The organism is Ruegeria sp. HKCCA5426 (assembly GCF_013034585.1).
Taxonomy (GTDB): domain Bacteria; phylum Pseudomonadota; class Alphaproteobacteria; order Rhodobacterales; family Rhodobacteraceae; genus Ruegeria.
Map to the genome: position 1 here is coordinate 80,396 of NZ_WQGH01000003.1, position 22,763 is coordinate 103,158.

At 58.4% G+C, this 22,763-nt stretch carries 23 protein-coding genes; 10 read left to right on the top strand and 13 right to left on the bottom strand.

Features of this window, described 5'->3' with window-relative positions; all coding sequences use genetic code 11:
* Positions 1-102: 102 nt before the first annotated feature.
* Entirely contained in the window at positions 103-804 is a 702-nt protein-coding gene (locus GOV87_RS05520; RefSeq protein ID WP_171126381.1) for a helix-turn-helix domain-containing protein, read from the bottom strand.
* Positions 776-1,063, bottom strand: a complete 288-nt coding sequence (locus GOV87_RS05525; protein WP_171126380.1) for a hypothetical protein — start codon at positions 1,061-1,063, stop codon at positions 776-778. The genes GOV87_RS05520 and GOV87_RS05525 overlap by 29 nt, the downstream gene beginning before the upstream one ends.
* A 177-nt stretch (positions 1,064-1,240) precedes the next feature.
* Here GOV87_RS05525 and GOV87_RS05530 point away from each other — a divergent pair, with 177 nt between their 5' ends.
* The 4 genes from GOV87_RS05530 to GOV87_RS05545 all read left to right on the top strand — a co-directional run bounded on the left by GOV87_RS05530 (position 1,241) and on the right by GOV87_RS05545 (position 5,174).
* Positions 1,241-1,708, top strand: a complete 468-nt coding sequence (locus tag GOV87_RS05530; protein ID WP_171211119.1) for a hypothetical protein — start codon at positions 1,241-1,243, stop codon at positions 1,706-1,708.
* A 111-nt stretch (positions 1,709-1,819) separates the two neighbouring features.
* Positions 1,820-2,437 (top strand): ribonuclease HII, encoded by a 618-nt coding sequence (locus GOV87_RS05535; RefSeq protein WP_171211120.1) that lies wholly within the window; start codon positions 1,820-1,822, stop codon positions 2,435-2,437.
* Between the two features lie 107 nt (positions 2,438-2,544).
* The gene (locus GOV87_RS05540; protein ID WP_171124496.1) at positions 2,545-3,648 is read left to right on the top strand and encodes a site-specific DNA-methyltransferase; all 1,104 of its coding nucleotides are present in this window, start codon (positions 2,545-2,547) and stop codon (positions 3,646-3,648) included.
* Between the two features lie 143 nt (positions 3,649-3,791).
* Positions 3,792-5,174: an adenylate/guanylate cyclase domain-containing protein gene (locus tag GOV87_RS05545; RefSeq protein WP_171211121.1), complete on the top strand. Its 1,383-nt coding sequence runs from the start codon at positions 3,792-3,794 to the stop codon at positions 5,172-5,174.
* Between the two features lie 82 nt (positions 5,175-5,256).
* Here the strand turns inward: GOV87_RS05545 and GOV87_RS05550 are convergent, their stop codons facing one another.
* The gene (locus GOV87_RS05550; RefSeq protein WP_171211122.1) at positions 5,257-6,393 is read right to left on the bottom strand and encodes an alkane 1-monooxygenase; all 1,137 of its coding nucleotides are present in this window, start codon (positions 6,391-6,393) and stop codon (positions 5,257-5,259) included.
* A gap of 59 nt (positions 6,394-6,452) precedes the next feature.
* Positions 6,453-7,508, bottom strand: a complete 1,056-nt coding sequence (gene mutY, locus GOV87_RS05555; RefSeq protein WP_171211123.1) for an A/G-specific adenine glycosylase — start codon at positions 7,506-7,508, stop codon at positions 6,453-6,455.
* Between the two features lie 81 nt (positions 7,509-7,589).
* On the opposite strand from mutY, the gene GOV87_RS05560 reads away from it, so the two are divergent.
* Both GOV87_RS05560 and GOV87_RS05565 read left to right on the top strand, forming a co-directional pair.
* Positions 7,590-8,096, top strand: a complete 507-nt coding sequence (locus GOV87_RS05560) for a DUF721 domain-containing protein (RefSeq protein WP_171211124.1) — start codon at positions 7,590-7,592, stop codon at positions 8,094-8,096.
* A 14-nt stretch (positions 8,097-8,110) separates the two neighbouring features.
* Complete coding sequence (locus tag GOV87_RS05565; RefSeq protein WP_171124488.1) at positions 8,111-8,773, top strand: DsbA family protein; 663 nt, start codon at positions 8,111-8,113, stop codon at positions 8,771-8,773.
* A 35-nt stretch (positions 8,774-8,808) separates the two neighbouring features.
* Here the strand turns inward: GOV87_RS05565 and lpxK are convergent, their stop codons facing one another.
* The 5 genes from lpxK to GOV87_RS05590 form a co-directional block, all read right to left on the bottom strand.
* Positions 8,809-9,807: a tetraacyldisaccharide 4'-kinase gene (gene lpxK, locus GOV87_RS05570; protein ID WP_171211125.1), complete on the bottom strand. Its 999-nt coding sequence runs from the start codon at positions 9,805-9,807 to the stop codon at positions 8,809-8,811.
* Positions 9,808-9,811: 4 nt separating this feature from the next.
* Positions 9,812-11,029 (bottom strand): 3-deoxy-D-manno-octulosonic acid transferase, encoded by a 1,218-nt coding sequence (locus tag GOV87_RS05575; RefSeq protein ID WP_171211126.1) that lies wholly within the window; start codon positions 11,027-11,029, stop codon positions 9,812-9,814.
* Complete coding sequence (locus tag GOV87_RS05580) at positions 11,026-11,826, bottom strand: 3'(2'),5'-bisphosphate nucleotidase CysQ (RefSeq protein ID WP_171211127.1); 801 nt, start codon at positions 11,824-11,826, stop codon at positions 11,026-11,028. Before GOV87_RS05580 ends, GOV87_RS05575 begins: the two co-directional genes overlap by 4 nt.
* The gene (locus tag GOV87_RS05585; protein WP_171211128.1) at positions 11,813-13,159 is read right to left on the bottom strand and encodes a TldD/PmbA family protein; all 1,347 of its coding nucleotides are present in this window, start codon (positions 13,157-13,159) and stop codon (positions 11,813-11,815) included. The genes GOV87_RS05580 and GOV87_RS05585 overlap by 14 nt, the downstream gene beginning before the upstream one ends.
* A gap of 275 nt (positions 13,160-13,434) precedes the next feature.
* The gene (locus GOV87_RS05590; protein WP_171211129.1) at positions 13,435-14,958 is read right to left on the bottom strand and encodes a DUF2125 domain-containing protein; all 1,524 of its coding nucleotides are present in this window, start codon (positions 14,956-14,958) and stop codon (positions 13,435-13,437) included.
* Positions 14,959-15,090: 132 nt separating this feature from the next.
* Here GOV87_RS05590 and GOV87_RS05595 point away from each other — a divergent pair, with 132 nt between their 5' ends.
* Genes GOV87_RS05595 through GOV87_RS05605 form a run of 3 tightly spaced genes read left to right on the top strand, consistent with a single transcriptional unit; the run spans position 15,091 to position 17,173 of the window.
* On the top strand, positions 15,091-15,834 hold the full coding sequence (locus GOV87_RS05595; protein ID WP_171211130.1) for an SDR family oxidoreductase: 744 nt from the start codon (positions 15,091-15,093) through the stop codon (positions 15,832-15,834).
* Positions 15,831-16,439: an enoyl-CoA hydratase/isomerase family protein gene (locus GOV87_RS05600; RefSeq protein ID WP_171211131.1), complete on the top strand. Its 609-nt coding sequence runs from the start codon at positions 15,831-15,833 to the stop codon at positions 16,437-16,439. The genes GOV87_RS05595 and GOV87_RS05600 overlap by 4 nt, the downstream gene beginning before the upstream one ends.
* On the top strand, positions 16,436-17,173 hold the full coding sequence (locus tag GOV87_RS05605) for a VOC family protein (protein WP_171211132.1): 738 nt from the start codon (positions 16,436-16,438) through the stop codon (positions 17,171-17,173). Before GOV87_RS05600 ends, GOV87_RS05605 begins: the two co-directional genes overlap by 4 nt.
* Here the strand turns inward: GOV87_RS05605 and GOV87_RS20395 are convergent, their stop codons facing one another.
* Positions 17,174-17,470 (bottom strand): HNH endonuclease, encoded by a 297-nt coding sequence (locus GOV87_RS20395; protein ID WP_254428817.1) that lies wholly within the window; start codon positions 17,468-17,470, stop codon positions 17,174-17,176. It lies immediately after the preceding gene.
* Between the two features lie 48 nt (positions 17,471-17,518).
* On the opposite strand from GOV87_RS20395, the gene GOV87_RS05610 reads away from it, so the two are divergent.
* Positions 17,519-18,703, top strand: coding sequence for a TIGR03862 family flavoprotein (locus GOV87_RS05610; protein ID WP_171211133.1), 1,185 nt, complete (start codon positions 17,519-17,521; stop codon positions 18,701-18,703).
* Here the strand turns inward: GOV87_RS05610 and holA are convergent.
* Genes holA through leuS form a run of 3 tightly spaced genes read right to left on the bottom strand, consistent with a single transcriptional unit; the run spans position 18,700 to position 22,737 of the window.
* Positions 18,700-19,728, bottom strand: a complete 1,029-nt coding sequence (gene holA, locus GOV87_RS05615; protein WP_171211134.1) for a DNA polymerase III subunit delta — start codon at positions 19,726-19,728, stop codon at positions 18,700-18,702. The genes GOV87_RS05610 and holA overlap by 4 nt on opposite strands.
* The gene (gene lptE / locus GOV87_RS05620) at positions 19,725-20,216 is read right to left on the bottom strand and encodes an LPS assembly lipoprotein LptE (RefSeq protein WP_171126363.1); all 492 of its coding nucleotides are present in this window, start codon (positions 20,214-20,216) and stop codon (positions 19,725-19,727) included. The genes holA and lptE overlap by 4 nt, the downstream gene beginning before the upstream one ends.
* Positions 20,203-22,737, bottom strand: a complete 2,535-nt coding sequence (gene leuS, locus GOV87_RS05625; protein ID WP_171124464.1) for a leucine--tRNA ligase — start codon at positions 22,735-22,737, stop codon at positions 20,203-20,205. Before leuS ends, lptE begins: the two co-directional genes overlap by 14 nt.
* Between the last annotated feature and the right edge of the window lie 26 nt (positions 22,738-22,763).

Genomic DNA, 22,763 nt, shown 5'->3' on the forward strand with positions numbered 1-22,763 from the left:
CAACCTCCGAGGCGCGGGTTCCCTAATGATGGGCATTTTTCCCGAATTTCCAAGGGGCAGAGATGACGGTTTCCCGGATAACCAGTGTGCGGAACCGTTTGGTCAGACCATCTGAATTACATCTTTGTCGATCGACAACATATAGCCTTTCTTAGCGATATTCTTGACCAGCAACTCACTGACCATCTGGTTTCCTAAGGCATCACGCAGCCGCTTGATCCGCGTCGCACCAGCGGCTTCTTCGCAATCCGAGGCGTCTTTGCCGGAAATGACGGCCTCAATCTGGGCGCCGGACAGCATTTCGTCGTCCAGTCTGGACTCGGCCAGAACCGCCAGCGTTTCCATCGCGGCAGGTGTCAGTTTGAAGTCCATATTGTTCAGATAAACCGTGTTTTCTTCGCGGCTGATCAGCAACGAGGTCACCTGAATGCCCGTCCTTTCGATCTGCGCCATCCGTCGGTTCAGCAGCACGAGCATCACCAGAAACACCAGCGCCGTGACGAGCATGGTGCTGGCGAAGACCAAAAGAACAAAAATGACCATCCTGTAGCTGGACAGAGTATCCGCAAAGGCTGTTCCCGATTGTGCGAGAATTTCCAGCAGGCGGATCTCGGCCGGCGAGGTCAGGTCGCTTTCGACAAACAGCCGCTCAACGCGCGCGTTAAAGGCGTTGGCGTCTGGCAAGGTCCAGAACAGAAAAATGGCGGCGGTTATCAGAATCAGAACGATCGCCGCAATGCCGACGCCGACCAGCCGTGTCCCGGATCGCCGCGCTTCAGTAACGGAGATAGAATTTTCCGGCATTGGCCTTCCTTTTGTCCAACCCATCCGGCCCAAACACCGACATCACGTTCAGCAAGGTCCATCCTGAGCCGCGCAGGCGTTGCGAGATCTCTTTTTTTGCCTTGCCCTTGTCGCAGGCGGATACCTGCATGACGCCGTAGTGCAGGCGCAAAGGATTGTCCTGTTTGGCCTTGTAATCGGCATAGCATCCCGCCGCGGATGCGGCAGTACCGACCGATATCAGGGCGCAGACAGCCAGAGAAGAGAAGATCTGTTTCATAGGCTGCATCCTGCGCATGGCTCGGCGCGATATTCAATAACTCAAGGGGTTTCGGGGCGCTGATATTTGATAACACCCGCCCGTTATTGCGTGTCTTTCAGGGCTGCGACCAGTGTTGAGGTAAGGAAAACGGCCACCGCGCCGGATCGCCCTAGCACTTGGAAAAGGACAAATACCATGCACCGGAAATTCATTGCTCTGATCGTGGCCACGGCAATTGCCATCACCGGCGTTTCTGTGTCTCAGGCGCGGGCCGCAGATGCCAGGGATATACTCGGAGGGTTGGCCGCCATCGCGCTGATCAGCGCTGGTGTCCACTACTACAACAAAGAGAAAGAAAAAGAGCGCGCCAGCCGAAACCGGGCACCTGTCTACAAGGCCAAGCCCGACCCCTCTTATTATCCTATGCGTCCGCTACCGGGCCGTGTTGCCAAATATGACTTGCCACAAAAATGCCTGCGCACATTCGATAGATATTCGGCAAAGCGTCCGCTGCTGGGGCCTGGGTGTCTGAAGAAGCATTACAAGCATGTCAAAAGCCTGCCGCAAGAGTGCAAGGTCGGTTTCTGGAACGGCAAAAAGGTCAAGCGCGCTTATGAGCCTGCCTGCCTACGCCAAAAAGGATACCGCGTGGTTTACCAGTAATCGCGTTCGAGCAGGAGCGGCGTCACAGAAGCGCCGCGGGGAAGGGGGGCAGCGCAGTCTGCCCCTTCCTTTTTGCTTGCGATCGGTCTTGAAACACGGTCTTTCCAAGGCATGACGAAACCTGATTATGAATTGGAAAAAGCGGCCATTGCGCAGGGCTATGAACGGATCGCGGGTGTGGATGAGGTTGGCCGTGGTCCGTTGGCAGGCCCGGTGGTTGCTGCGGCGGTGATCCTGAACGCCGATGACATACCCGAGGGGCTGAACGATTCAAAGAAGCTGACTGCCAAGCGCCGTGCCGGTCTGGATGCCGAAATACGCGCGCGGGCTGAGTTCGCAATAGCCGAAGCAAGTGTTGCTGAGATCGACGAACACAACATCTTGCGTGCCTCGCATCTTGCGATGGAACGGGCTGTGGCCGCGCTGGACCCGCCGCCAGACTATCTTTTGATTGATGGAAACCTGATTCCGCACGGGCTGACGATCCCTTCTCAGGCCGTGGTTAAAGGCGATGCGCACTCGGTGTCGATTGCAGCCGCATCTATCATTGCAAAAAACTGGCGCGATCAGGTGATGGTGGATTTGGCGCAACAGCATCCCGGCTATGGATGGGAGACAAACGCCGGTTACCCGTCAAAACAACACAGGGAGGCGCTGCAAAATCTTGGTGTGACCCCACACCATAGACGTTCGTTTAAACCTGTACACAATATATTGTATCAAGAGTAAATCGTAAGTCGCTGATTCAAAAAAGAAATTGACGGCGAATCGTCTTTGACTCATCCTTGTATCAACCAAATGAGCGCAAAAGCGCCGTGGATACTTGAGGCAGTATAATGACGACAACCACCAAAAAGGGCGCAAAAGCGCTCCCTTTAAACACGATTCTATCCGGTGACTGCATCGACGTGATGAACAGTCTGCCCGAGGCATCGGTTGACCTGATCTTTGCGGACCCACCCTATAATTTGCAGTTGAAAGGTCAGTTACACCGGCCTGATAACAGTCAGGTGGATGCGGTTGATGACCACTGGGATCAGTTTTCCAGCTTTGCGGTCTATGACCAATTCACGCGCGATTGGCTGAAGGCAGCGCATCGGCTGCTAAAGCCTAACGGCGCAATCTGGGTGATCGGCTCGTATCACAACATCTTCCGTGTGGGCTCGGCCCTGCAGGACGCGGGATACTGGATTTTGAACGACGTGGTGTGGCGCAAGTCGAACCCGATGCCGAATTTCCGTGGCAAGCGGTTCACCAACGCGCATGAGACGATGATCTGGGCGTCCAAGCGCGAGGGCGCGAAATACACGTTCAATTATGAGGCGCTGAAGGCCCTGAATGAAGGTGTGCAGATGCGCAGCGACTGGGTGCTGCCGATCTGCACAGGGCATGAACGTCTGAAAGATGAAAACGGCGACAAGGCACATCCGACGCAAAAGCCGGAATCGCTGTTGCATCGGGTACTGATTGGCTCGACCAATCCCGGTGATGTGGTGCTGGATCCGTTCTTCGGCACGGGGACAACGGGTGCCGTCGCCAAGATGTTGGGGCGTGAGTTTATCGGCATCGAACGCGAGGAAAGCTATCGCAAGGTGGCCGAGAAACGCATCGCCAAGGTCCGTAAATTTGACCGCGAGGCGTTGGAGGTCAGCACCAGCAAACGCGCCGAGCCGCGCGTACCGTTCGGCCAGTTGGTCGAACGCGGGATGCTACGCCCGGGTGAGGAATTGTACTCTATGAACCAGCGCCACAAGGCCAAGGTCCGCGCCGATGGCACGTTGGTGGGCGACAACGTCAAAGGCTCGATCCATCAGGTTGGGGCGCATCTGGAAAATGCGCCGTCCTGCAACGGCTGGACCTATTGGTGCTTCAAGCGCGACGGAAAGACCGTACCGATCGACGTGCTGCGTCAGCAGATCCGATCAGAGATGCATAACTGATTTCACGAATACCGCCGGTGCCTGTGGCCTGACACAAGGCACTAAGCCTTGCCCCGCCGATCTCGGCGGGGTCTTTTGTTTTTCGCATTCCCCTTTCGATGTGAGACTTCTAGGATGTGCAATGCACCGAAGGAGCTTCAGTCATGTCGGACACCGCAGCAAACGAAACTCGGTTCAGTCGATTTTTTGTGACGCGCCCGGATCAGTACGATCTGGATAACAAATATACCGAAGCCGCGTTAGAACGGCACAAGCGCGAAGGGCTGGAGCTGGCGGTCAGGGCGCGTTGGATCGCCATGGGTCTGACGGGAATATTGTTGATCTTCCTGAACCCGCATTGGGAAGTGATGTGGTATCATTTCATTCTGCTATTGATTTGCGCAAACGGCTGGTTGATCCGCAGGGCTGGTCAGGTTGGGCAATCGCGCACCGAACTTCTGCTGATCTTCGTGGACCTTGTGATCATGACCTTGGGCATGATCGTGCCCAACCCGTTCAGCGATGACGTGCGGCCATTGGCCATGCAGTACCGGTTCGACAACTTTCAGTATTTCTTCATTATTCTGGCCGCAGGTACGCTGGCCTATTCATGGCGCACGGTTGTTGCAATCGGGTCGTGGACTGCGTTGATGTGGACAGCGGGCTGGCTGATTGCGTGGTGGGTCTCGACCCCGATACCGGGCATTAGTGAACGTGTCGCGCAGGCTTTGTCAGGTTACCCGGATGTGGCTGAACTGCTTGACCCCAACAGCTTTATGCCGTCGCAGCGGGTTCAGCAGGTGATCGTGTTTATGATGGTTGCTGTAACGCTTGGCATCTCGATGCGGCGTCTCAATCAACTGCTGTTGACCAATGCCGGTCTGGAGCGAGAGCGTGCAAACCTGTCCCGGTATTTCTCGCCAAATGTCGTCGATCAGTTAAGCCAGAATGACGAACCCCTCAAACAGGTGCGTAAGGAAAATATTGCGGTTCTGTTCATTGATATTGTCGGATTTACCAAATACGCCGCCGGGCGCGACCCTTATGAGGTGATCGAGGTTCTACGCGGTTTTCACGCCCGCATGGAGACCGAGGTCTTTCGGCATCATGGGACATTGGACAAGTATCTGGGCGACGGGTTGATGGCCACGTTTGGAACTCCGGTCCCAACCCCGCTGGATGCCACGAACGCTGTGGCCTGCGCCCGCGACATGGTGCGTGTAGTCGACCGTTGGAACGTCGAACGAAATCGTCAGGGTGAGCCCGAAATTCAAGTGGGCATTGGTGTCCACTATGGTTCGGTCGTTCTGGGTGACATCGGGGCAAACAGGCTGGAGTTCGCCGTCATTGGCGATGCGGTCAACGTTGCCGCCAAGCTGGAGGCATTGACCCGCGAGTTCGGCGCGCGTGCCGTTCTGAGTGATGCAATAAACGTGCAATTGCAACAAGAAGGCCAAAACCTACCGGAAGTGATGGAAGGTTTTGCCAAGTACGAAAACCAGACAGTACGCGGTGTCGAGGAGCGGATGGACGTCTGGGTGCTATAGGGGCGGTCTCCCGCCGATTTCATGTGCATCAAAGGTGCGAACAAATTCGTTGGGCCGGGCAGCGCGCTGATGCGCGCTGCGGTCAGGCCCTTGGCAAAGGATTTCGCGACGCGTTGTAGGGCGCCCAATCGGTGATTTCTGGATAATATTGCCGTCGCCAGGCCCGAACACGCGGGTTCATGACCCGGCGCCAAAGTGGTGGGACCATCGCGGCGACCGTCATCACCGGATAGCCAAATGGAAGTTGCGGCGCAGTGTCTTCCGAGTGATGTTGCAACAGCGGAAACCGGCGGTTGGGTTTGTAATGGTGATCCGAGTGCCTTTGCAGGTTGATCAGCAGCCAGTTGGACGCCTTTTGCGATGCGTTCCACGAATGGCGCGGCAGAACGTGTTCGTATTTTCCATCACCCAGGTGTTTGCGCGTCAGGCCATAGTGTTCGACATAGTTGACCAGCTCAAGCTGCCAGATAGCGACGCCTGCCTGAAGCAGGAATAGGGCCAATCCCGACCAGCCACCAATCAGAAATGCCAGCAACAGCATCCCGCCTTGTAATGCCCAATACCGCCAGAAGGGGTTGGCGAGGTCGGTCCAGGGGCGGCTCTTGCGCGCCAGCTTGTCCTTTTCGGCGCGAAACGCCGACATCAGGCATTGGCGCAAAACGCGGGGGTAGAACCGGTGAAACCCCTCGTTATAGCGCGCGGTTACGGGGTCCCGCGGGGTGCCGACATAACGGTGATGGACCAGCAGGTGTTCGGACCGGAAATGAGAATACAGGACCATCGCCAAAAGGATGTCGCCCAGCCAGCGTTCCAATCGGCCCTTTTGGTGCATCAATTCGTGGCTGTAGTTGATGCCGATCGTGCCTGAAAGAACACCCATTCCAAAAAACAGGCCGATTTTCGACAGTGATGACAGGTGATCCGTATGCGATGCGTACCAGATCAGGCCATAGAGAGTCAGAAACTGCGCCGGAACCCACGCTTTGGTCAACAGGATATACCATCGCAAGGTTGCGTCAGAGGTGTCGGGATCTGCGTTCCCCAGCTCAAGCCCCGTCAGCCGGTCCAATAGTGCAAAGGCCCACCAGGTCGACAGCGGCACCAGCAAGACCCACCATCCGCCCGCAAATGCGGTGATCCAGATCAGCGGGATCAGCAGGAAAGATACCCAGAACGGGAGGGCAGATTGCCAGCGACTGAGGGTTTCTGCTGCGATCATCGAGTGGCTCCGAACGATTGCGCCAAGATTAGTCCTAGTCTGGTATTCCGCACAATGGGTTACCGTGCGCGCCAAAGGTCATGCGCTTTGCGCATGACGGTCGGCAGATCGCTGGGTTGAAACCTATGTTTTTCCACGACAATCAGGTCTTCGGGACGCAAACCTCGGGGAAGCTGGGTGGTCCAAATTTGCAGGATCAGGTGGAAATGGGTGAACGTGTGGCGCACCTCACCCGAAAGCCGCTGCCATTCTGCTGGAAACGGAGGGGAATTCTCGGGCGCGTCGGACCAGTCCGAGCCCGGCCAGCCCAACATGCCACCTAACAGGCCTTTGTCCGGACGCCGTTCCATCAGCATGTCGCCATTTTCGGCCTGAGCAATATAGATATGCCCGAATCGCGTTGGTTTCGGTTTCTTGGGGATCTTCCGAGGCAGGTCAGCCTGAGTTCCGGCGCTGCGCGCCTGGCAGGGGTCGCGCAAAGGGCAGATGCCGCAAGCCGGGGACTTTGGCGTGCAGATTGTTGCCCCCAGATCCATCACCGCCTGCGCATAGTCGCCGGGTCTGCTGTCGGGCGTCAACACGGTGGCATGTTCCTTCAATACCGGTTTTGAACCCGGCAGGGGATCGTGAATATCGTAAAGGCGGGACATGACGCGTTCGACATTCCCGTCGAGCACAGTTTCGGGCCGGTCGAACGCAATCGCCGAGATTGCGGCGGCCGTGTATGGGCCAATACCGGGCAGTTTCAGCAGGGCGTCATAGGTGTTGGGGAACGTTCCATCGTAATCATCTGTCACCACACGCGCGCATTTGAGCAGGTTGCGGGCGCGGGCGTAATAGCCCAGCCCGGCCCACTCTGCCATGACTTGATCGTCGGGCGCTGATGCCAGAGCCTGAACGGATGGCCAGCGGGTCGTGAAGCGCAGGAAATAGTCCTGCACGGCAGCAACCGTGGTTTGCTGCAACATCACTTCGGACAGCCAGACGCGATAGGGATCGGGCTGCACCCCCGCAGCCCTGTCCGCGGGCCCGACCCGCCACGGCATTTCCCGCGCATGGCGGTCATACCAGGCCAGCAATTCCTTGCTTACGTTCAAATCGGCAGAGTCACGCAAGTTTTATGTATCTCCGTGTCGGGTTTCGCTGGCGCCCAGTGTCTTGCCCTTTACAATAGCGGCGCAGGAGTTGGAAACCAGATGCAGCGCAGACGTTCTTCGACCCGCGGGTTCAAACGCACCGCGACATTGCTGAACGACCAGATCAGGCACGCCGGTGAAAGCCGGGGGTTCGCCGTAACACGCCTTTTGACTCATTGGGCCGAAATTGTGGGTCAGGACATGGCCGCGATCGCGCGACCTGTGAAGGTTGGCTATGGAAAAGGCGGGATGGGGGCCACGTTGACTGTGCTGACCACCGGGCCGCAGGCTCCGATGCTGGAAATGCAAAAGGAACAATTGCGCGGTAAAGTGAACGCTGTCTACGGCTATAACGCGATCAGTCGGGTACGTATCACGCAGACAGCTCCGACCGGATTTGCCGAGGGGCAGGCCAGTTTCGACCACAAGCCGAAAGCGCCAAAACCCAAGATCGAACCAGATATTGCGGCCGAGGCGGACCGCGCCGCGCGGGATGTTCACGACGGTGATCTGCGCGCAGCCCTTGAACGTCTGGGCCGTAACGTATTAACCAAACAAAAACGCTGAGAAAGGGCCCAGACATGAGCCGTATTGCAACCGGAATCTGCGCGGCTGTCGCCATAGCCGCTGGCGGCTATTGGCTGTCGCTGTCCAATTCAAACTCTGCCTATCCGCTGATCAGCAGCGCCGAAGCGCAAGAGGCTGATCTGGACACATCGACCATCGTGGAAATGACACTGGGTGCCGAGGATGCCCCGGTCGAGATCATAGAATACGCATCCTACACCTGCCCGCATTGTGCAAATTTTCATGCTGGGCCGTACAAGCAACTGAAGAAGGACTTTATCGACACCGGTAAGGTCAAGTTCATCTACCGCGAAGTGTATTTTGACCGCTACGGCCTCTGGGCTTCAATGGTGGCGCGCTGCGGCGGGCCCGAGAAGTTCTTTGCCATTTCCGATCTGATTTATGATGGCCAGCCCGAATGGACCCGCGCTGGCGGCCCGGCTGAAATCGTGGATGAGCTGCGCAAGATCGGTCGTCTGGCCGGTATAGACAATGACCAGTTGGAAGCCTGCCTTCAGGACGGAACACGCGCGCAGACGCTGGTGGCCTGGTATCAGGAAAATGCCGAACGCGATGGCATCCAGGCAACCCCGTCGTTCCTTGTGAATGGCAAGAAGGTCGACAACCAGTCTTACGATGACTTCAAAAAGCTGATCGAAGACGAGCTGGGAAGTTAAGTCTTGGGATGGCCGGTCTTTGGACCGGCCACAGATCAAGGTGAAGGGGCGGCCTGCAGAAGCAATTGCTTGACTTTGTCGCCCTCGTTCACGTTCAGGCGCACCGGCAGGGTTATGACCTTGCTGCGAAACGCGGCAGGCAGGCGCACGGCATCCTTCTCTGTCGTGACCATCTGCGCCCCAAGCGCGCGCGCCTCAGTCTCGAGCCGCGTCATTAGTGCGGGCGTCAAGGGCTGGTGATCGTCCAACCCCTCGGCACGCAAGAGGGTGGCACCCTGCTGGCGAAGGGTTGCAAAGAATTTCTCGGGATGGCCAATACCAGCAAAGGCCAGCACAGGCGTATCGGCCCAGTCCATTCCTGTTTGCAAAGGGGCAACCGCGCCGGTCGCATGGGGTACGGTCAGGGCGTTTCCCCAAGTATCCGCGAACTGGTTCTGCGCGTTTTGCTGTCCCAACGAAAGCACAAGATCGGCGCGTTTCAGGCCAATGTCGACGGGTTCCCGAAGGGGGCCAGCAGGAAGACACAGGCCGTTTCCAAAACCCCGCTCCGCGTCCACAACGATGATCGAGAAATCTTTGGCAACAGACGGGTTTTGAAACCCGTCATCAAGGACGATGACCGTGGCGCCTTCGGCTGCGGCAGCGCGCGCACCTGCCGCGCGGTCCTTGGCGACCCAAACATCTGCAAATGCTGCAAGGAGCAGCGGTTCGTCACCAACTTCGGCGGCGGAATGTTTGGCGGGATCAACCCGAACAGGGCCTTCCAGCGACCCCCCATGTCCACGAGTAACCACATGCGTTGTGTGCCATGCGTCGCGCAACTGTTCGATGATCCAGATCACGGTTGGGGTTTTGCCCGTTCCACCCGCGTTCAGGTTACCGACGCAAATGACGGGCACACCGGGGTTCAGACCCGGCCCCGAGGCTACCCGGCGCGCGGTGGCGGTTGCGTAAATACGCCCCAACGGTGACAGGACCCGCGCTTGCAAGGTCAATCTGTCGGGAGTGGTGTTCCAGAAGTCAGGTGCTCGCATCAACTCAACTCCGCTGATCCAGACAATCCTGCACGATGTCGATCAGGTGATCTGCCTGGGGTGCGCCCTCGGTCACGATCTGCCATCCGGCCAAGGCCATGTCCGCTGCGCAATCCGGGGCCAGAAGAGAGACAACGGCATCACCAAGCTCAGTCGCGGATTTTACGGTTCGTGCCGCATTTGCCCGGTCCAATTGATCGTACAGTTGCTGATGGCGATGCACAAATGGGCCGTGAATGACCGCAGAGCCAAGCGCGGTCGCGATCAGTGGATCCTGTCCGCCCGCGCCGCGTTCCAGAGAACTGGCCATGAAGGTCACAGGTGAGACACGTTGCCAAAGACCCAGATCTTCAGGCTCTGCCGACAGGATGACCTGAGTGTTGTCTTCGATGGTTCCGCCATCGTCCCAGTTAATACAGCGCAGGTCCATGGATCCCAGGCGTCTGTGCAACGGACCGGCTTCGGAAATGTCGGCGACGTGAAGGACAAGCGCCAGTCGGGGCAGCATCCGCATGGCCTGACGATGCGCGCTGAGGACCGAGATGAACTCTTTGTCCTGAACCCATGCCGCCAGCCAGACCGGTCGGCCCGAAAAGGCATGCGTCATCTCGATCAACTCGTCTTCCGGCCAGGGGCGCGGGTTGGGGCTGACATGCAGGGGCGGAGAGACCTCGGCCTTGGACGAGGAGACACCCAACCGGCGAATATGGCGCACGACGTCCGGCGTGGTCGCAAGGATCGTGTGGAAACAGTCAAACGTATATCGGGTAATGTCCGGCAGCCAGCGCCCACCGCGTGCGACTTTGATGTCGACTTTAGCCTCGATCAGGATCAGGGGAATATCCCGCTCGGATGCGCGGGTGATCAGGTTGGGCATAAGCCCGCCGCCGATCCAAAGCCCGATATCCGGGCGCCAATGGTCCAGAAAAGCGCGGGCCGCACCGGTTTGTTCCGCAGGCAGATTAACCAACGGATGCGGGCAGGCATCCCATCTGGAAAGATCCGCCTCGGGCGGTGCAGACATGATGATCGAAAGTGTAGGGCGGGATTGCCGCAACCGCTGGCAAAAGTCGACGGCCGCGCGTTGCCGGTCCTGTGCTCCGACGTGGATCCAGATCACCTCACCATCAGGTCTGGGAATATAGGGATCGTCTGTCGCGTTGGGCACGCCCCAGGACAGGATGCGATACGCTGCAAGGCTGAGTGAGCGCGGCTTGCTCATGGGATAATCCCCGAGCCCCGCGGGTCAAGCTGTTCGAAAAGCAGATCGTGAACGGCAGTGCCAGCCGCAATAACTCCGGTCAGTCGGGGATGGGGGTTGTTGAACCGCAACGGCTGTCCAGCACGGTCCGAGCATACCCCGCCCGCCTCACGAATGATCAGGTCCCCGGCGGCGATATCCCATTCCCAACTGGGGCGAAGCGTCAGCATTCCGTCGAACCGGCCCTGAGCCACAAGCGCCAGACGATAGGCCAGTGAAGGTCGATAATTGCGAAGGAACTCGGGCGGGTGACCGTGCAGCCAATGGCGTGCGTCCAGATTGGGTTTTGCAGCCAGTACTTCGGCGGACTTCAAATCAGTGACGCCAGATACCCGGATCGGCGCGCCGTTCAGCGTCGCGCCTTGTCCCTTGGCGGCCGCATACAGCAAATCGCGACGCGGCAGGTAGATCACCGCCGCCGTCACCTCGCCATCTTCGGCAATGGCCAGAGAATGCGCCCATGTGCGTGACCCTTCGGCAAAACTGCGTGTGCCATCAATCGGGTCGATGATGAACACGCGGGATTTGCTCAACCGGTCCTGCGAATCCTCGGTCTCTTCGCTGAGCCAACCGTAACCGGGCCGGGCGGCGGGAAGATCCCGTTCAAGCATCGCGTTGACGGCCAGATCAGCCTCGGTGACCGGTCCTGCGCCATCCGGTTTGTCCCAGCGCCGCGCAGAACTGCCCGTGTAGCGCGTGGCGATCTTTCCGGCCTCCAGAGCGGCATCAATCAGCAGAGGCAGGTCAGTTGCCGGCAAGTGTCATTCCTTCGATCAGCAAGGACGGAACCACACGGGACAGGTATGTCCGCGCGTCGTTTGCCGGAATGATCCGTTTGAGCATATCGCGTAAGTTGCCTGCGATGGTGCATTCGTTGACCGGATAGGCAATCTCGCCGTTTTCGACCCAGAAACCGGATGCACCGCGCGAATAGTCGCCCGTGTTCGGGTTGATCGTCGATCCGATCATTGAAGTTACAAGCAACCCTGTGCCCATGTCGCGCAGCAATTCCGCTCGGCTTTGATCCCCTTGTGTCAGGCTCAGGTTCCAGTTGCTGGGCGATGGTGGGCCGGACACGCCCCGCGCGGCGTTCCCGGTTGATGCCATATCAAGCTTGCGCGCACTGGACAGGTCAAGGGTCCAGCCGGTCAGGGTGCCGCCTTCAACGATGGCCCTGCGTCGGGTGGGCAGACCTTCGGCATCGAAGGGGCGCGAACCCGAAATACGCGGGCGGTGCGGGTCTTCGATCAGCGACAGGTGGTCAGGCAGAACCTGTTCACCCAGACGATCGGACAGCCAGGATGCGCCACGCGCGATGGCCGCGCCGTTGCTGGCCCCCAGAAGATGACCAATCAGCGATGACGAAATACGCTCATCAAACAGAACCGGATACGTCCCTGTTGCGGGTTGGCGGGAGCCGACCTGTTGCACGGCGCGTTCTCCGGCACTTTGGCCGATATCAGTCGGGCTGCGCAGGTCTGACTGGAACGTGCGGCTGTCGCCGTCGTAATCACGCTCCATCCCGGTGCCTTCACCCGAGATCGCAACGCAGGATGTGGATCGGCTGCTGCGCACATAGCCGCCGGAAAACCCGTTCGTGGCTGCCAGATGGACGCGATGCGTCCCGTATGAGGCGGCCGCGTCAGAAACTTGAGTAACGCCCTGAACGGAAAGCGCCGCTGCCTCGGCCGCCAGCGCGTCCTGCATCAGATCTTCGGCAGAAGGTTCAGCTGTGGGGTCAAAGAGTTCCAGTGCCTCAATGTCCCAATCCGTTGCAAGCTGGTCAGATTGGGCAAGGCCTGTATAGGGGTCTTCGGGTGCTTCACGCGCCATGGCAACAGCGCGTTCGGCCATAGCCTTCAGGGTTTCCGGGCGGCTGTCCGAGCTGGAAACAATAGCTTGGCGTTTCCCGAGAAAAACGCGCAGCCCCAAATCGGTACCTTCCGACCGTTCCGCATGTTCCAGCGCCCCGCCACGGACCTCGACCGAGACCGATGATCCGTCAAGCACGATGGTATCTGCTGCTTCGGCTCCGGCTTTTATGGCCGTTTCCAACAGGACTTGGCTGATGTCTTCAGGTGTTCGGGTCATGAGGTCTCCGGTCTGTATACATTGGACCTAGCGTTGCACCGCGCCGCTCGCAAGACCTGAAGCCGGGCAAGGGCGAATCCGGAATTCAAACTATGGTGCAAATTGGACCCTGGTGAGGTTTTCGACGAAGCTCCAAGGGTCGCTGATCACGGCACATTGCCTGAAACTATGGAAATCAGCCTGCCGGATCGGGCCTGTGCCTTCGTCCGTCAATCTGATCTGACAGCCCGGCAGCAGCGTCGAGAGAAGGCCAGTTGGCCTTCTCTCACAAATGGTTACTTGAGGCGTTGACCGTTGGCCACGATATGCCCGTCTTCGGTAAACTCGATTTTCGAGTTCAGCGTATCGGGTTCTTCGCCGGGAACAGCCATCAAACCCATCATCATCCTCGCGCCCAGTGCGTCGCTGTCCGAAATCAGGCCCATGCCGATCAGTTTGTCGATCAGTGTATTCGCGCCAGTCAGCGTCAGGTTTGCAGCCCCTGTCGGGTTAGGCAATCCGCCTAGTTCTTCGGTGTTGCTGTTGTCGAAGGTAAAGTCACCGGTACCCGTTAACTTTGCCCCGATAAGCGAGATCAGCAATTCGTTGATCTTGAGAGAGTGCAGTTCGCCCGGCGCGTCTTCGGCGAATTCCAGCGATTCTACGGCTTCGGGATCGAAGAAGTTGGTCAGGACCTTGGCTGTGCCCGAAGTATCAATCGAAATTGTGGCCGGATCGCGCGGAAGTGCGCCCGCCGGATCAAACATGCTCCACAGGACGTCGGACATGGTGAAATCGGTCATGTTGATGGCAAATCCAAAGGGCTGGATTTCTTCGGACTGCTGAATGGGAAACTCGAACTTCAGCCCGGCATTGGCCATTGCTATTTCGATCGGGAAAGGAAGATCGGCGGTTGTCACAGCCAGTTTTGCGCTGTTTTGCTCAACGTCATAGGCCAGCCGCTGTGCGTCAAAGCTGGCGGCAAAGCGGCCGCCCTCGGACTCGCTGCCCATCGAGAACGCCTCGCCATCGCTGGTGCCCGCCATCGCGGTCGTGCCAGAGCCGTATGTGAACAGGCCCGAAAACTCGAACCCGGCGTCGTAAAAGGCTTGCGGGTCCGACATGTCAAAATCGGACGGGATCACGCTGGTGCCTTCAAAATCAAGCTGGCTGAGGTTGCCGTCGATCTTTGCGGTTTCGTCGCTTTCGGGATCTTCGAATACCAGACCATAGGTCAGTCCAGCGGCCTTGAACGTCTGATCAACACTACGGTTTTCGCCAACCTTCATCCGCGAACTGCCGGTCAGGTCGTTCATTTCCATATTGGCGCCAAGGATATCGCCTGGCATTTCTTCGCCGTTCACCTCTACACCATCCAGTTTGATGCCAAGCGACGCCGCGGAATAGTCATAGATCATATCTTCGGGCGCGCCGGATACAACCATTTCAAGACCGCTATGGGTGTAGAGAATATTGGCCGAGAAAGTCTCGCCCTCACCCTCGCCTGAAACGGTCATGGGGAAGCTTTCGGGGAAACCGACGCTCACAGTCCCGTCCCCGTTTTCGGTAAGGGTCATCTGCGGAACCAGCATCTGGAATGTGGCGTCTTCCTCTGGCAGAGCCATCGCGATGCTCATGTCGCTGACGCTTGTCACGTTTCCGTCGACGGATTGTTCGCCGGACACGGTATATCCCATCTGGGTAAGATAGGACTGCCAGTCGTTCCAGACATCCTGCGCAGTCAAATCGGCCAGCGCGCCCTGAGTCACAATGGCATAGGCAAATACTGCGCCGCAGCTACGGCGAAGAAAAACGGACATTACAGAACCCTTCTTGATAAATCTTGCGCGCATCGTCGTGTCTGTGGCGGCGGGCGTCAAGGGGTGGACCCTTTCCCCCTTCGCACGGTAGAGGTTCACACAATTTAAAAACAACGGAGGTACAGGGTTCATATGCAAGGAAAAACCGTACTGATCACAGGGGCAAGCCGCGGCATCGGGGCTGAGGCTGGGCGTGTTTTTGCCGCAGCCGGGGCAAACGTCGCTCTGGTCGCGCGCAGCCGCGATGAAATTGCAACTTTGGCCGACGCGCTGGGCGAAAACGCACTGGCACTGCAATGCGACGTGAGCGATTTTGCTCAGGTGGAACAAGCCGTTGCCGATTGCGTGGACAGGTTTGGTGGATTGGACGTTTTAATCGGGAATGCAGGTGTTATTGACCCGATCTTTCACATGTCCAGCGCCGATGTCGCGGCGTGGAGCAATGCGATCGACATCAACCTGAAGGGGGTCTTTTACGGAATGCGCGCGGCACTGCCCGTGATGCGTGCGGCCGGTGGCGGCACTGTGCTGACCGTATCCTCAGGCGCGGCATCAAACCCTATCGAGGCGTGGAGCCATTATTGCGCCTCGAAAGCGGGGGCGAAGATGCTGACTGAGTGCTTGCATCTTGAAGAAGCTATTCACGGCATCCGCGCGATGGGGTTGTCGCCCGGAACCGTCGCCACCGATATGCAGCGCGTCATCAAGGCCAGCGGCATCAACGCGGTAAGCCAACTTGATTGGAGCGATCATATCCCGGCTGATTGGCCTGCCCGTGCGTTGCTTTGGATGTGTTCCGAGGATGCGGATGAGTTTCTGGGCACTGAAATTTCGCTTAGGCGCGAAGACATTCGGCAAAGGGTGGGGCTGACGTGATCCAACTGACCAAGACTGACGGGTTGTGGACTGTCACTCTGAACAACCCGGGCAAGGCCAATGCATTGACCGGGGCGATGCTAGCCGAACTGTGTGAAATCGCAGAAAATGCGACTGAGGCTCGCGCCCTGATCCTGACCGGTGCAGGAAAGGTTTTCAGCGCCGGTGCCGATCTGGACGAAGCCCGCGCGGGCCTTGCGACCTCGGACCTGTGGGAGCGTTTGTCAGGTGCCATCGCCGCCTTGCCATGCCTGACGGTCGCTGCGCTGAACGGCACTTTGGCCGGTGGTGCCAATGGTATGGTTCTGGCTTGCGATCTGCGCATTGCGGTGCCATCGGCCAAGTTCTTTTACCCGGTGATGAAGCTTGGTTTTCTGCCACAACCTTCGGACCCAAAGCGTATGGCAGCATTGATCGGCCCGGCACGCACCAAGATGATTTTGATGGCGGGACAAAAGATAACTGCGGATGAGGCGTATTCCTTTGGTCTGGTGGATCGCGTTGTAGAACCTGACCTGCTGATGCAAACGGCGCATGAGCTGGTTGCCGACAGTGTGCAGGCCGATCCCAGAATCGCGCAGGGTATCGCAAGGCTGTGCGAATGAGGTTATCCGCCCTTCGGTTGCGCGTGTCTGATCCGGAACGATTGTCGGCATTTTACCGGGACATTCTTGGCATGACTGTCCAAGGCCAAGGGGTGTGCCAACGTGTCGGCTACGGCGGCCCTGACGCCGACGTGGTCATGATGCCAGGTGGCGGCAAATACAGCCACGATCAGGGGCAACGATATTGGAAGATCGGAATAACCCTGCCGGATGTGGATCTGGCGGCGACCTTCCTGCGTGAAAAGGGGGTGGACGTTTCGGAGCCGAAGCAATTTCTGGATATCGGTTACATGTGCCATCTCAAAGACCCCGAGGGCTTCGTGATCGAATTCTTGCAGTGGGATTTTGAAGGTAATCGGCCTGAAAATGCGGCCACTTCGTCACACCCCTTTACAGAAGCGCGTCTTGGTCAGATCACGCTGCGCACGGGCGATATCGCTGCCGAGGATGCATTTTGCCGCGTGCAGGGGATGCGCTTGTTGTCTATGCAGGATGTTGCCCAATACGGGTTTGACCTGCATTTCTATGCGTTCACGGATGAAACGCCCCCAAATGCGGATTTATGGGCTGTCGAAAACCGGGAATGGCTGTGGAAAAGGCCGTATACCACGCTGGAGTTTCAGCATGTTGCCGGTGGAACGTTCGCGCCTTCCCCGGACTATCGCGGGCTTGAGGTCAGCGGGCTTTCGTCCCCGGTACGGGACGCGTTTGGGGATCAAGTTTGGCCCGAATAACTATCGCGCACGCCTGCGCCCCGGCACTTTCGAGCGAAAACTGGGCGGGCGCTTGCGAACCCAAGTCAGGAATTTTTCCAACCTTGGATGAGCGCGCAAAGCCTCTACTGTATTGAATTCCCGCGCCAACTGGCCCTCGGTCAGGGTTGCGTGGATTTCTTTGTGGCAGATCACGTGCAGTAAAACGGTGGGCCCGCCCTTGCCCCCTTTGAGTTTTGGGATCAGATGGTGCAGGCTGCCGTGCCCATCTGGTATCGGACGGTCGCAAAGTGGGCAGATTGGATCAATTTCTGACATAACTTGGCAAGAGTTGCGTCGGATTCGGCAGAAGGCAATAGGACAGGAATGGCACAGGCAGTGGTGATCGGGGCAGGGCCCGCTGGCCTGATGGCTGCGCAAGAGCTTGCAGCGGCTGGTCATGACGTATTAGTGGCCGAGGCCAAGCCATCGGTCGCACGCAAGTTCCTGATGGCCGGGAAGTCTGGCTTGAACCTGACCAAGGATGAGCCATTCGAGGACCTGATGCAATTCTATGGTCCTGCTGCCCGGTGGCTGCGTCCTATCGTGGCCGAATTTGACGCAACCCATGTTCAGGACTGGGCCCGTGATCTGGGGCAGGAAGTGTTTACCGGGTCCACTGGGCGCGTATTTCCAACTGCGATGAAAGCCTCCCCCTTGCTGCGCGCATGGCTGGGTCGGCTCGGGTCGGCTGGCGTTGAGATCAAAACGCGCTGGAGGTGGATCGGATGGGAGGACGGGGCTCTGGTATTCGAAACCCCCGACGGCAAACAAAGCGTAAACTCGGATGCAACGATTTTGGCACTGGGCGGTGCAAGTTGGGCGCGGTTGGGCTCTGACGGGCAGTGGGCCCCAATTCTGGCGGCCAAAGGGATTCCACTTGCCCCGTTTGAACCGTCGAATTCGGCCCTTTCGGTGGATTGGAGCCATCACATGCGCCCTCATTTCGGTGCGGCCCTGAAGTCGATTCAATGGGTGGCCGGGGACGCCACCAGTCGGGGAGAGGCCACGATTTCCGCCAATGGGCTAGAGGGCGGAGGATTGTATTCACTGACCCCCGCCCTGCGCCAAGGTGCTTCGTTGTTTGTCGATCTGACGCCTGACTTGAACACGTCGGTCCTGACAGAACGCCTTTCAGCCAAAAAACCCAAGACAACCGTGTCGCAGTGGCTGAAGAAATCGCTGCGACTGTCCCCTCAAAAAGTTGCTCTGTTCCACGAAATGACAAAGAGTGAGGTTCTTGAATCAGAGAAATTGATTTATGCTATCAAGCGTTTACCTATTCATCACGCCGGTATACGCCCCATGGATGAGGCGATCTCGACAGCCGGAGGCGTTGCCAAAGCCGCCGTGGATGACAGGCTTATGCTCACGTCTTTGCCGGGGGTGTTTTGTGCGGGCGAAATGCTGGATTGGGAGGCCCCAACCGGGGGGTATCTGCTGACGGCGTGTCTGGCAACGGGGCGTTGGGCTGGCCGCAGGGCTTGCGAGTGGCTGGAAACCGGGCGCTAACGCGGCCGTGCCAGCATCGCCAGACGGATCATCGCCCGTTCAACAAGTGCCATTGCCGGGGCCGTCTGGCCTGCGGATCGCAACGTAAGATCCGTATCTGTCAGTACGGTCAGGGCAGTCTGAAGTTTCGCTGCACCCCAGCCTTGCGCTTGCCTTACAATCCGATCCCGGCGCTTTCCATAGATTGGCGGGCGCATCTTGCTGATCCCCTGTGCCGCACCACCGGGGTCTGAGGCACATGCATATAACGTGCGGAAATGCCGAGTGGCCCCGATACACAACGCGACCGCATCGGTGCCCTGCGATTGCAACCTTCGGATCAGCGGACCAATCTCTCCGGCGCGACCCTCGGCAACGACGTTGAGAACATCATCCAATGCTGCCTCGGTCGAGCGCGGGGCGCAAGCTTCGATATCTTCGATCGTCAGTTCAGTTGCGTCGCCGGACTTGTAAAGCGACAGCTTTTCAATGGTCTGAGAGAAATCGCCGGGGCTGATGCCGGCAGCCAACTCGGTCAGGGCCGACATTGAATCCCGAGGGATATTCTTCAAACCGGCTTGTGTCAGAACCCGCTCAATCTCGTTGCGCGAAGGCGGATCATCGTAAATTCCGGTCGCAAACGCTGCAGGATTTGCCTCGAATGCCTTGCGCATTTTTGAACTGGCCTTGAGTTGCCCAGCCGTAACGACAATCTGCGCATCGCCGGGGCGCCAATCCTCCAGCGCCGCCAGAATCGCTGGCGCTGCTGCATCTGTTGCGTCTTCGACCAGAACAGCGCGGGGGCCGGGAAAGAAGCCAACTGCCTTTACCGCATCCAAAAGCGCAGCGGGGTCCGCGCGCAAGTCGGACCCTGGCAGACGGGTCAGGCGCATCTCTTCTTCGGCATTTGGGCCCAACAGCGCCGCAAGAACCTGCTGGCGCTTCAGCGCCACGCGCATGGCGTCGGCCCCGTAGATCAGCAGACCGGTCTTGTCCGCGTCCGGTTTAGCGAAATAGCCCTCGGCCTCGCGCGGGCTGAGTTTCATTGAGTCAGGCCCGGTGCCGCGTAAAGGCGGCTGACGATCTGATCAGAGAGAATGACCATCAACCTGTCAGTGGCGTCGCGCTCATCCGCAAGGGTCGACACTGTCGAACCCGCTGCCGAATACCCGACAAAGTCCGAAACTGTTCCAGAAGTCATAACCTGACCTGTTTCATTCGACTTAAGGGCGAATCTGGCACGGCCCTCGATCGTATACCGGTCGGTTTCGTTGGTTGTTCGGATGGCCGCCCGCCGCGTCTGGGTGACCAAGTTTACATCCAGTTGATAATCCTTGACTGACCCGGAACTGCGACCCAGCCGTTGTTCCAGATTTTGAACCAGCAAATAGCTTTCAACATCATTTGGTGCGGAAACCTGAACTTTGCCGTTCAGGGCATCGCCTGATCCGCCGGGGGCGTAAACAGGCTCAAAACCGCAGGCGGCAAGCGCCAGCGGCAGCATTAACAGGGTTCTGCGGTCAAACAACGACATTCACGATCCGGCCTGGGACAACAATCACTTTCTTCGGCGCATTGCCATCCAGCGCCTTTTGCACAGCTTCGGTGCTGAGCGCGATTTTTTCAACCTCTGCCTTGTCCATATCCTTGGGAACGCTGATTTCCGCGCGGCGTTTGCCGTTGATCTGGATCGGCAGGGTGACGGTATCGTCAACCAGCATCGCCTCATCCGCGACGGGCCAGGGGGCGGTGGCAACCAGCCCCTCGCCGCCCAGTAACTGCCACAGTTCCTCTGACAGGTGTGGTGTCATCGGGGACATAAGTTGCGCCAGCGTCTTGGCGGCCTGACGTTTGGCGTCAGAGCCCGCCTTGGACTTGGCCAGCGTGTTGGTAAAGGCATAAAGCTTGGCGATGGACGCGTTGAAGCCAAAGGATTCGACCCCGCCCGATACATCGTGGATGGCCTTGTGCATTTCACGCAGCAGGGTTTCGTCTTCGGCATTGGCCGGAGCGTCCGATTCCGCGATTTCCGACGCGATGCGATGCACGCGGCTCAGGTGCTTGAACGCGGCCTCGGCCCCCGATGCGGTCCATTCCACGTCACGCTCTGGCGGCGAATCGGACAGAACGAACCAGCGGGCGGTATCTGCGCCAAAGGCCGAGATGATGCTGACCGGATCCACCACGTTCTTCTTGGATTTCGACATCTTGGCCGAGGGGATGATCTCAACCTCGGTGCCGTCGGCCAGCTTGCCGTCGGTCACATCCTCGGGCAGGTGATAAACCGGGCGGCCATTGGCGTCGCGGGTCTGGTAGATCTCATGCGTGACCATGCCTTGCGTGAACAGCGCATCGAACGGTTCAATCGCCTTTTTTGGCAGGTGGCCGGTGATCTGCATCGCCCGCGCAAAAAAGCGGGAATAAAGCAGGTGCAGAATCGCGTGCTCGATCCCGCCGATATACTGGTCGACATTCATCCAGTATTCGGCTTCGGCCAGATCGGTGGGTGTTTCGGCGCGCGGAGCGGTGAACCGGGCGAAATACCACGACGAATCGACGAACGTGTCCATCGTGTCGGTTTCACGCTTGGCCGGTGCTCCACAGGACGGGCAAACGCAGTCGCGCCAGGTCGGGTGACGGTCCAGCGGGTTGCCGGGTTTGTCAAAGGTCACATCGTCGGGCAGGCGGACCGGCAGGTTTTCTTTCTTCTCGGGCACCACGCCGCAGGTATCACAATGCACTACGGGAATCGGGCAGCCCCAATAGCGTTGGCGGCTTAGCCCCCAATCGCGCAGACGGTACTTGGTGACACCTTGGCCCCATCCGGCCTTTTCAGCGAAATCGACGGTGGTGTTGATGGCCTCGTCGCCTGTTGCCTCGGTCAGGCCAGCGAAGTGGTTCACCCAGCGGACTTTTTCGGTTTTCGGCGGAACGAATGCGAGCTTGTCGACCGGAGAGTCGTCATCCAGCGCAAAGAACGTATCGACCACGGGCAGGCCGTATTTGCGGCAGAAATCCAGATCGCGCTGGTCATGTGCGGGGCAGGCAAAGATCGCGCCGGTGCCGTAATCCATCAGGATGAAGTTCGCGATCCAGACCGGCAGTTCCCAATTCGGGTCCAGCGGGTGTTTTACTTTGATGCCGGTGTCATAGCCCAGCTTCTCGGCGGTCTCGATCGCTTCTTCGGTGGTGCCACCCTTGCGGCATTCCGCAACAAATTCAGCAACTTCTGGGTTTTCCGCCTCAAGCTGTTTGGCGATCGGATGGTCGGGTGAAATACCGACGAAAGACGCCCCCATCAGCGTATCAGGGCGGGTCGTGTAGACGGTGATCGGTTCGCCGCCATCAGTGCGTTCAAAGCCGAACTGCAAGCCGCGCGACTTGCCGATCCAGTTTTCCTGCATCAGGCGGACTTTGGCAGGCCAGTTGTCCAGCGTATCCAGCGCGTCCAGCAATTCCTCGGAATAGTCGGAAATCTTGAAGAACCACTGCGTCAGTTCCCGGCGCTCGACCAGCGCACCCGAGCGCCAGCCGCGGCCGTTTTCAACCTGTTCATTGGCCAGAACGGTCATATCGACGGGATCCCAGTTCACCACGGCGTTCTTGCGGTAAACCAGACCGGCTTCGAGCATATCCAGAAACAGCGCCTGTTGCTGGCCGTAATATTCGGGATCACAGGTCGCAAATTCGCGCGACCAGTCGATCGACAGGCCCAGCGGCTTCATCTGCCCGCGCATGTCGGCGATATTGCCATAGGTCCAGTCTTTGGGGTGGCCGCCAATGGCCATCGCCGCGTTTTCCGCAGGCATCCCAAACGCGTCCCAGCCCATCGGGTGCAGCACATTGTGGCCGGTTGCCAGTTTGTGCCGCGCGATCACGTCGCCCATCGTGTAATTGCGCACATGGCCCATATGGATTCGGCCAGACGGGTAGGGGAACATCTCAAGCACGTAATATTTCGGCTTATCCGCCTTGTGGTTGGCGGTGAAGATCCCGGCCTTGTCCCAGGCCTCTTGCCATTTAGCTTCGATTTCGTTGGCCGAGTAGCGCGACATCGTGCGGTCCTTCATGAATGAAAACG

Bases quoted from the DNA above. Each gene is read 5' to 3' on its own strand.
- GOV87_RS05520 (WP_171126381.1), bottom strand. From the start codon at position 804: ATGCCGGAAAATTCTATCTCCGTTACTGAAGCGCGGCGATCCGGGACA.
- GOV87_RS05525 (WP_171126380.1), bottom strand. From the start codon at position 1,063: ATGAAACAGATCTTCTCTTCTCTGGCTGTCTGCGCCCTGATATCGGTC.
- GOV87_RS05530 (WP_171211119.1), top strand. From the start codon at position 1,241: ATGCACCGGAAATTCATTGCTCTGATCGTGGCCACGGCAATTGCCATC.
- GOV87_RS05535 (WP_171211120.1), top strand. From the start codon at position 1,820: ATGACGAAACCTGATTATGAATTGGAAAAAGCGGCCATTGCGCAGGGC.
- GOV87_RS05540 (WP_171124496.1), top strand. From the start codon at position 2,545: ATGACGACAACCACCAAAAAGGGCGCAAAAGCGCTCCCTTTAAACACG.
- GOV87_RS05545 (WP_171211121.1), top strand. From the start codon at position 3,792: ATGTCGGACACCGCAGCAAACGAAACTCGGTTCAGTCGATTTTTTGTG.
- GOV87_RS05550 (WP_171211122.1), bottom strand. From the start codon at position 6,393: ATGATCGCAGCAGAAACCCTCAGTCGCTGGCAATCTGCCCTCCCGTTC.
- GOV87_RS05560 (WP_171211124.1), top strand. From the start codon at position 7,590: ATGCAGCGCAGACGTTCTTCGACCCGCGGGTTCAAACGCACCGCGACA.
- GOV87_RS05565 (WP_171124488.1), top strand. From the start codon at position 8,111: ATGAGCCGTATTGCAACCGGAATCTGCGCGGCTGTCGCCATAGCCGCT.
- lpxK (WP_171211125.1), bottom strand. From the start codon at position 9,807: ATGCGAGCACCTGACTTCTGGAACACCACTCCCGACAGATTGACCTTG.
- GOV87_RS05575 (WP_171211126.1), bottom strand. From the start codon at position 11,029: ATGAGCAAGCCGCGCTCACTCAGCCTTGCAGCGTATCGCATCCTGTCC.
- GOV87_RS05585 (WP_171211128.1), bottom strand. From the start codon at position 13,159: ATGACCCGAACACCTGAAGACATCAGCCAAGTCCTGTTGGAAACGGCC.
- GOV87_RS05590 (WP_171211129.1), bottom strand. From the start codon at position 14,958: ATGTCCGTTTTTCTTCGCCGTAGCTGCGGCGCAGTATTTGCCTATGCC.
- GOV87_RS05595 (WP_171211130.1), top strand. From the start codon at position 15,091: ATGCAAGGAAAAACCGTACTGATCACAGGGGCAAGCCGCGGCATCGGG.
- GOV87_RS05605 (WP_171211132.1), top strand. From the start codon at position 16,436: ATGAGGTTATCCGCCCTTCGGTTGCGCGTGTCTGATCCGGAACGATTG.
- GOV87_RS20395 (WP_254428817.1), bottom strand. From the start codon at position 17,470: ATGTCAGAAATTGATCCAATCTGCCCACTTTGCGACCGTCCGATACCA.
- GOV87_RS05610 (WP_171211133.1), top strand. From the start codon at position 17,519: ATGGCACAGGCAGTGGTGATCGGGGCAGGGCCCGCTGGCCTGATGGCT.
- holA (WP_171211134.1), bottom strand. From the start codon at position 19,728: ATGAAACTCAGCCCGCGCGAGGCCGAGGGCTATTTCGCTAAACCGGAC.
- lptE (WP_171126363.1), bottom strand. From the start codon at position 20,216: ATGTCGTTGTTTGACCGCAGAACCCTGTTAATGCTGCCGCTGGCGCTT.
- leuS (WP_171124464.1), bottom strand. From the start codon at position 22,737: ATGTCGCGCTACTCGGCCAACGAAATCGAAGCTAAATGGCAAGAGGCC.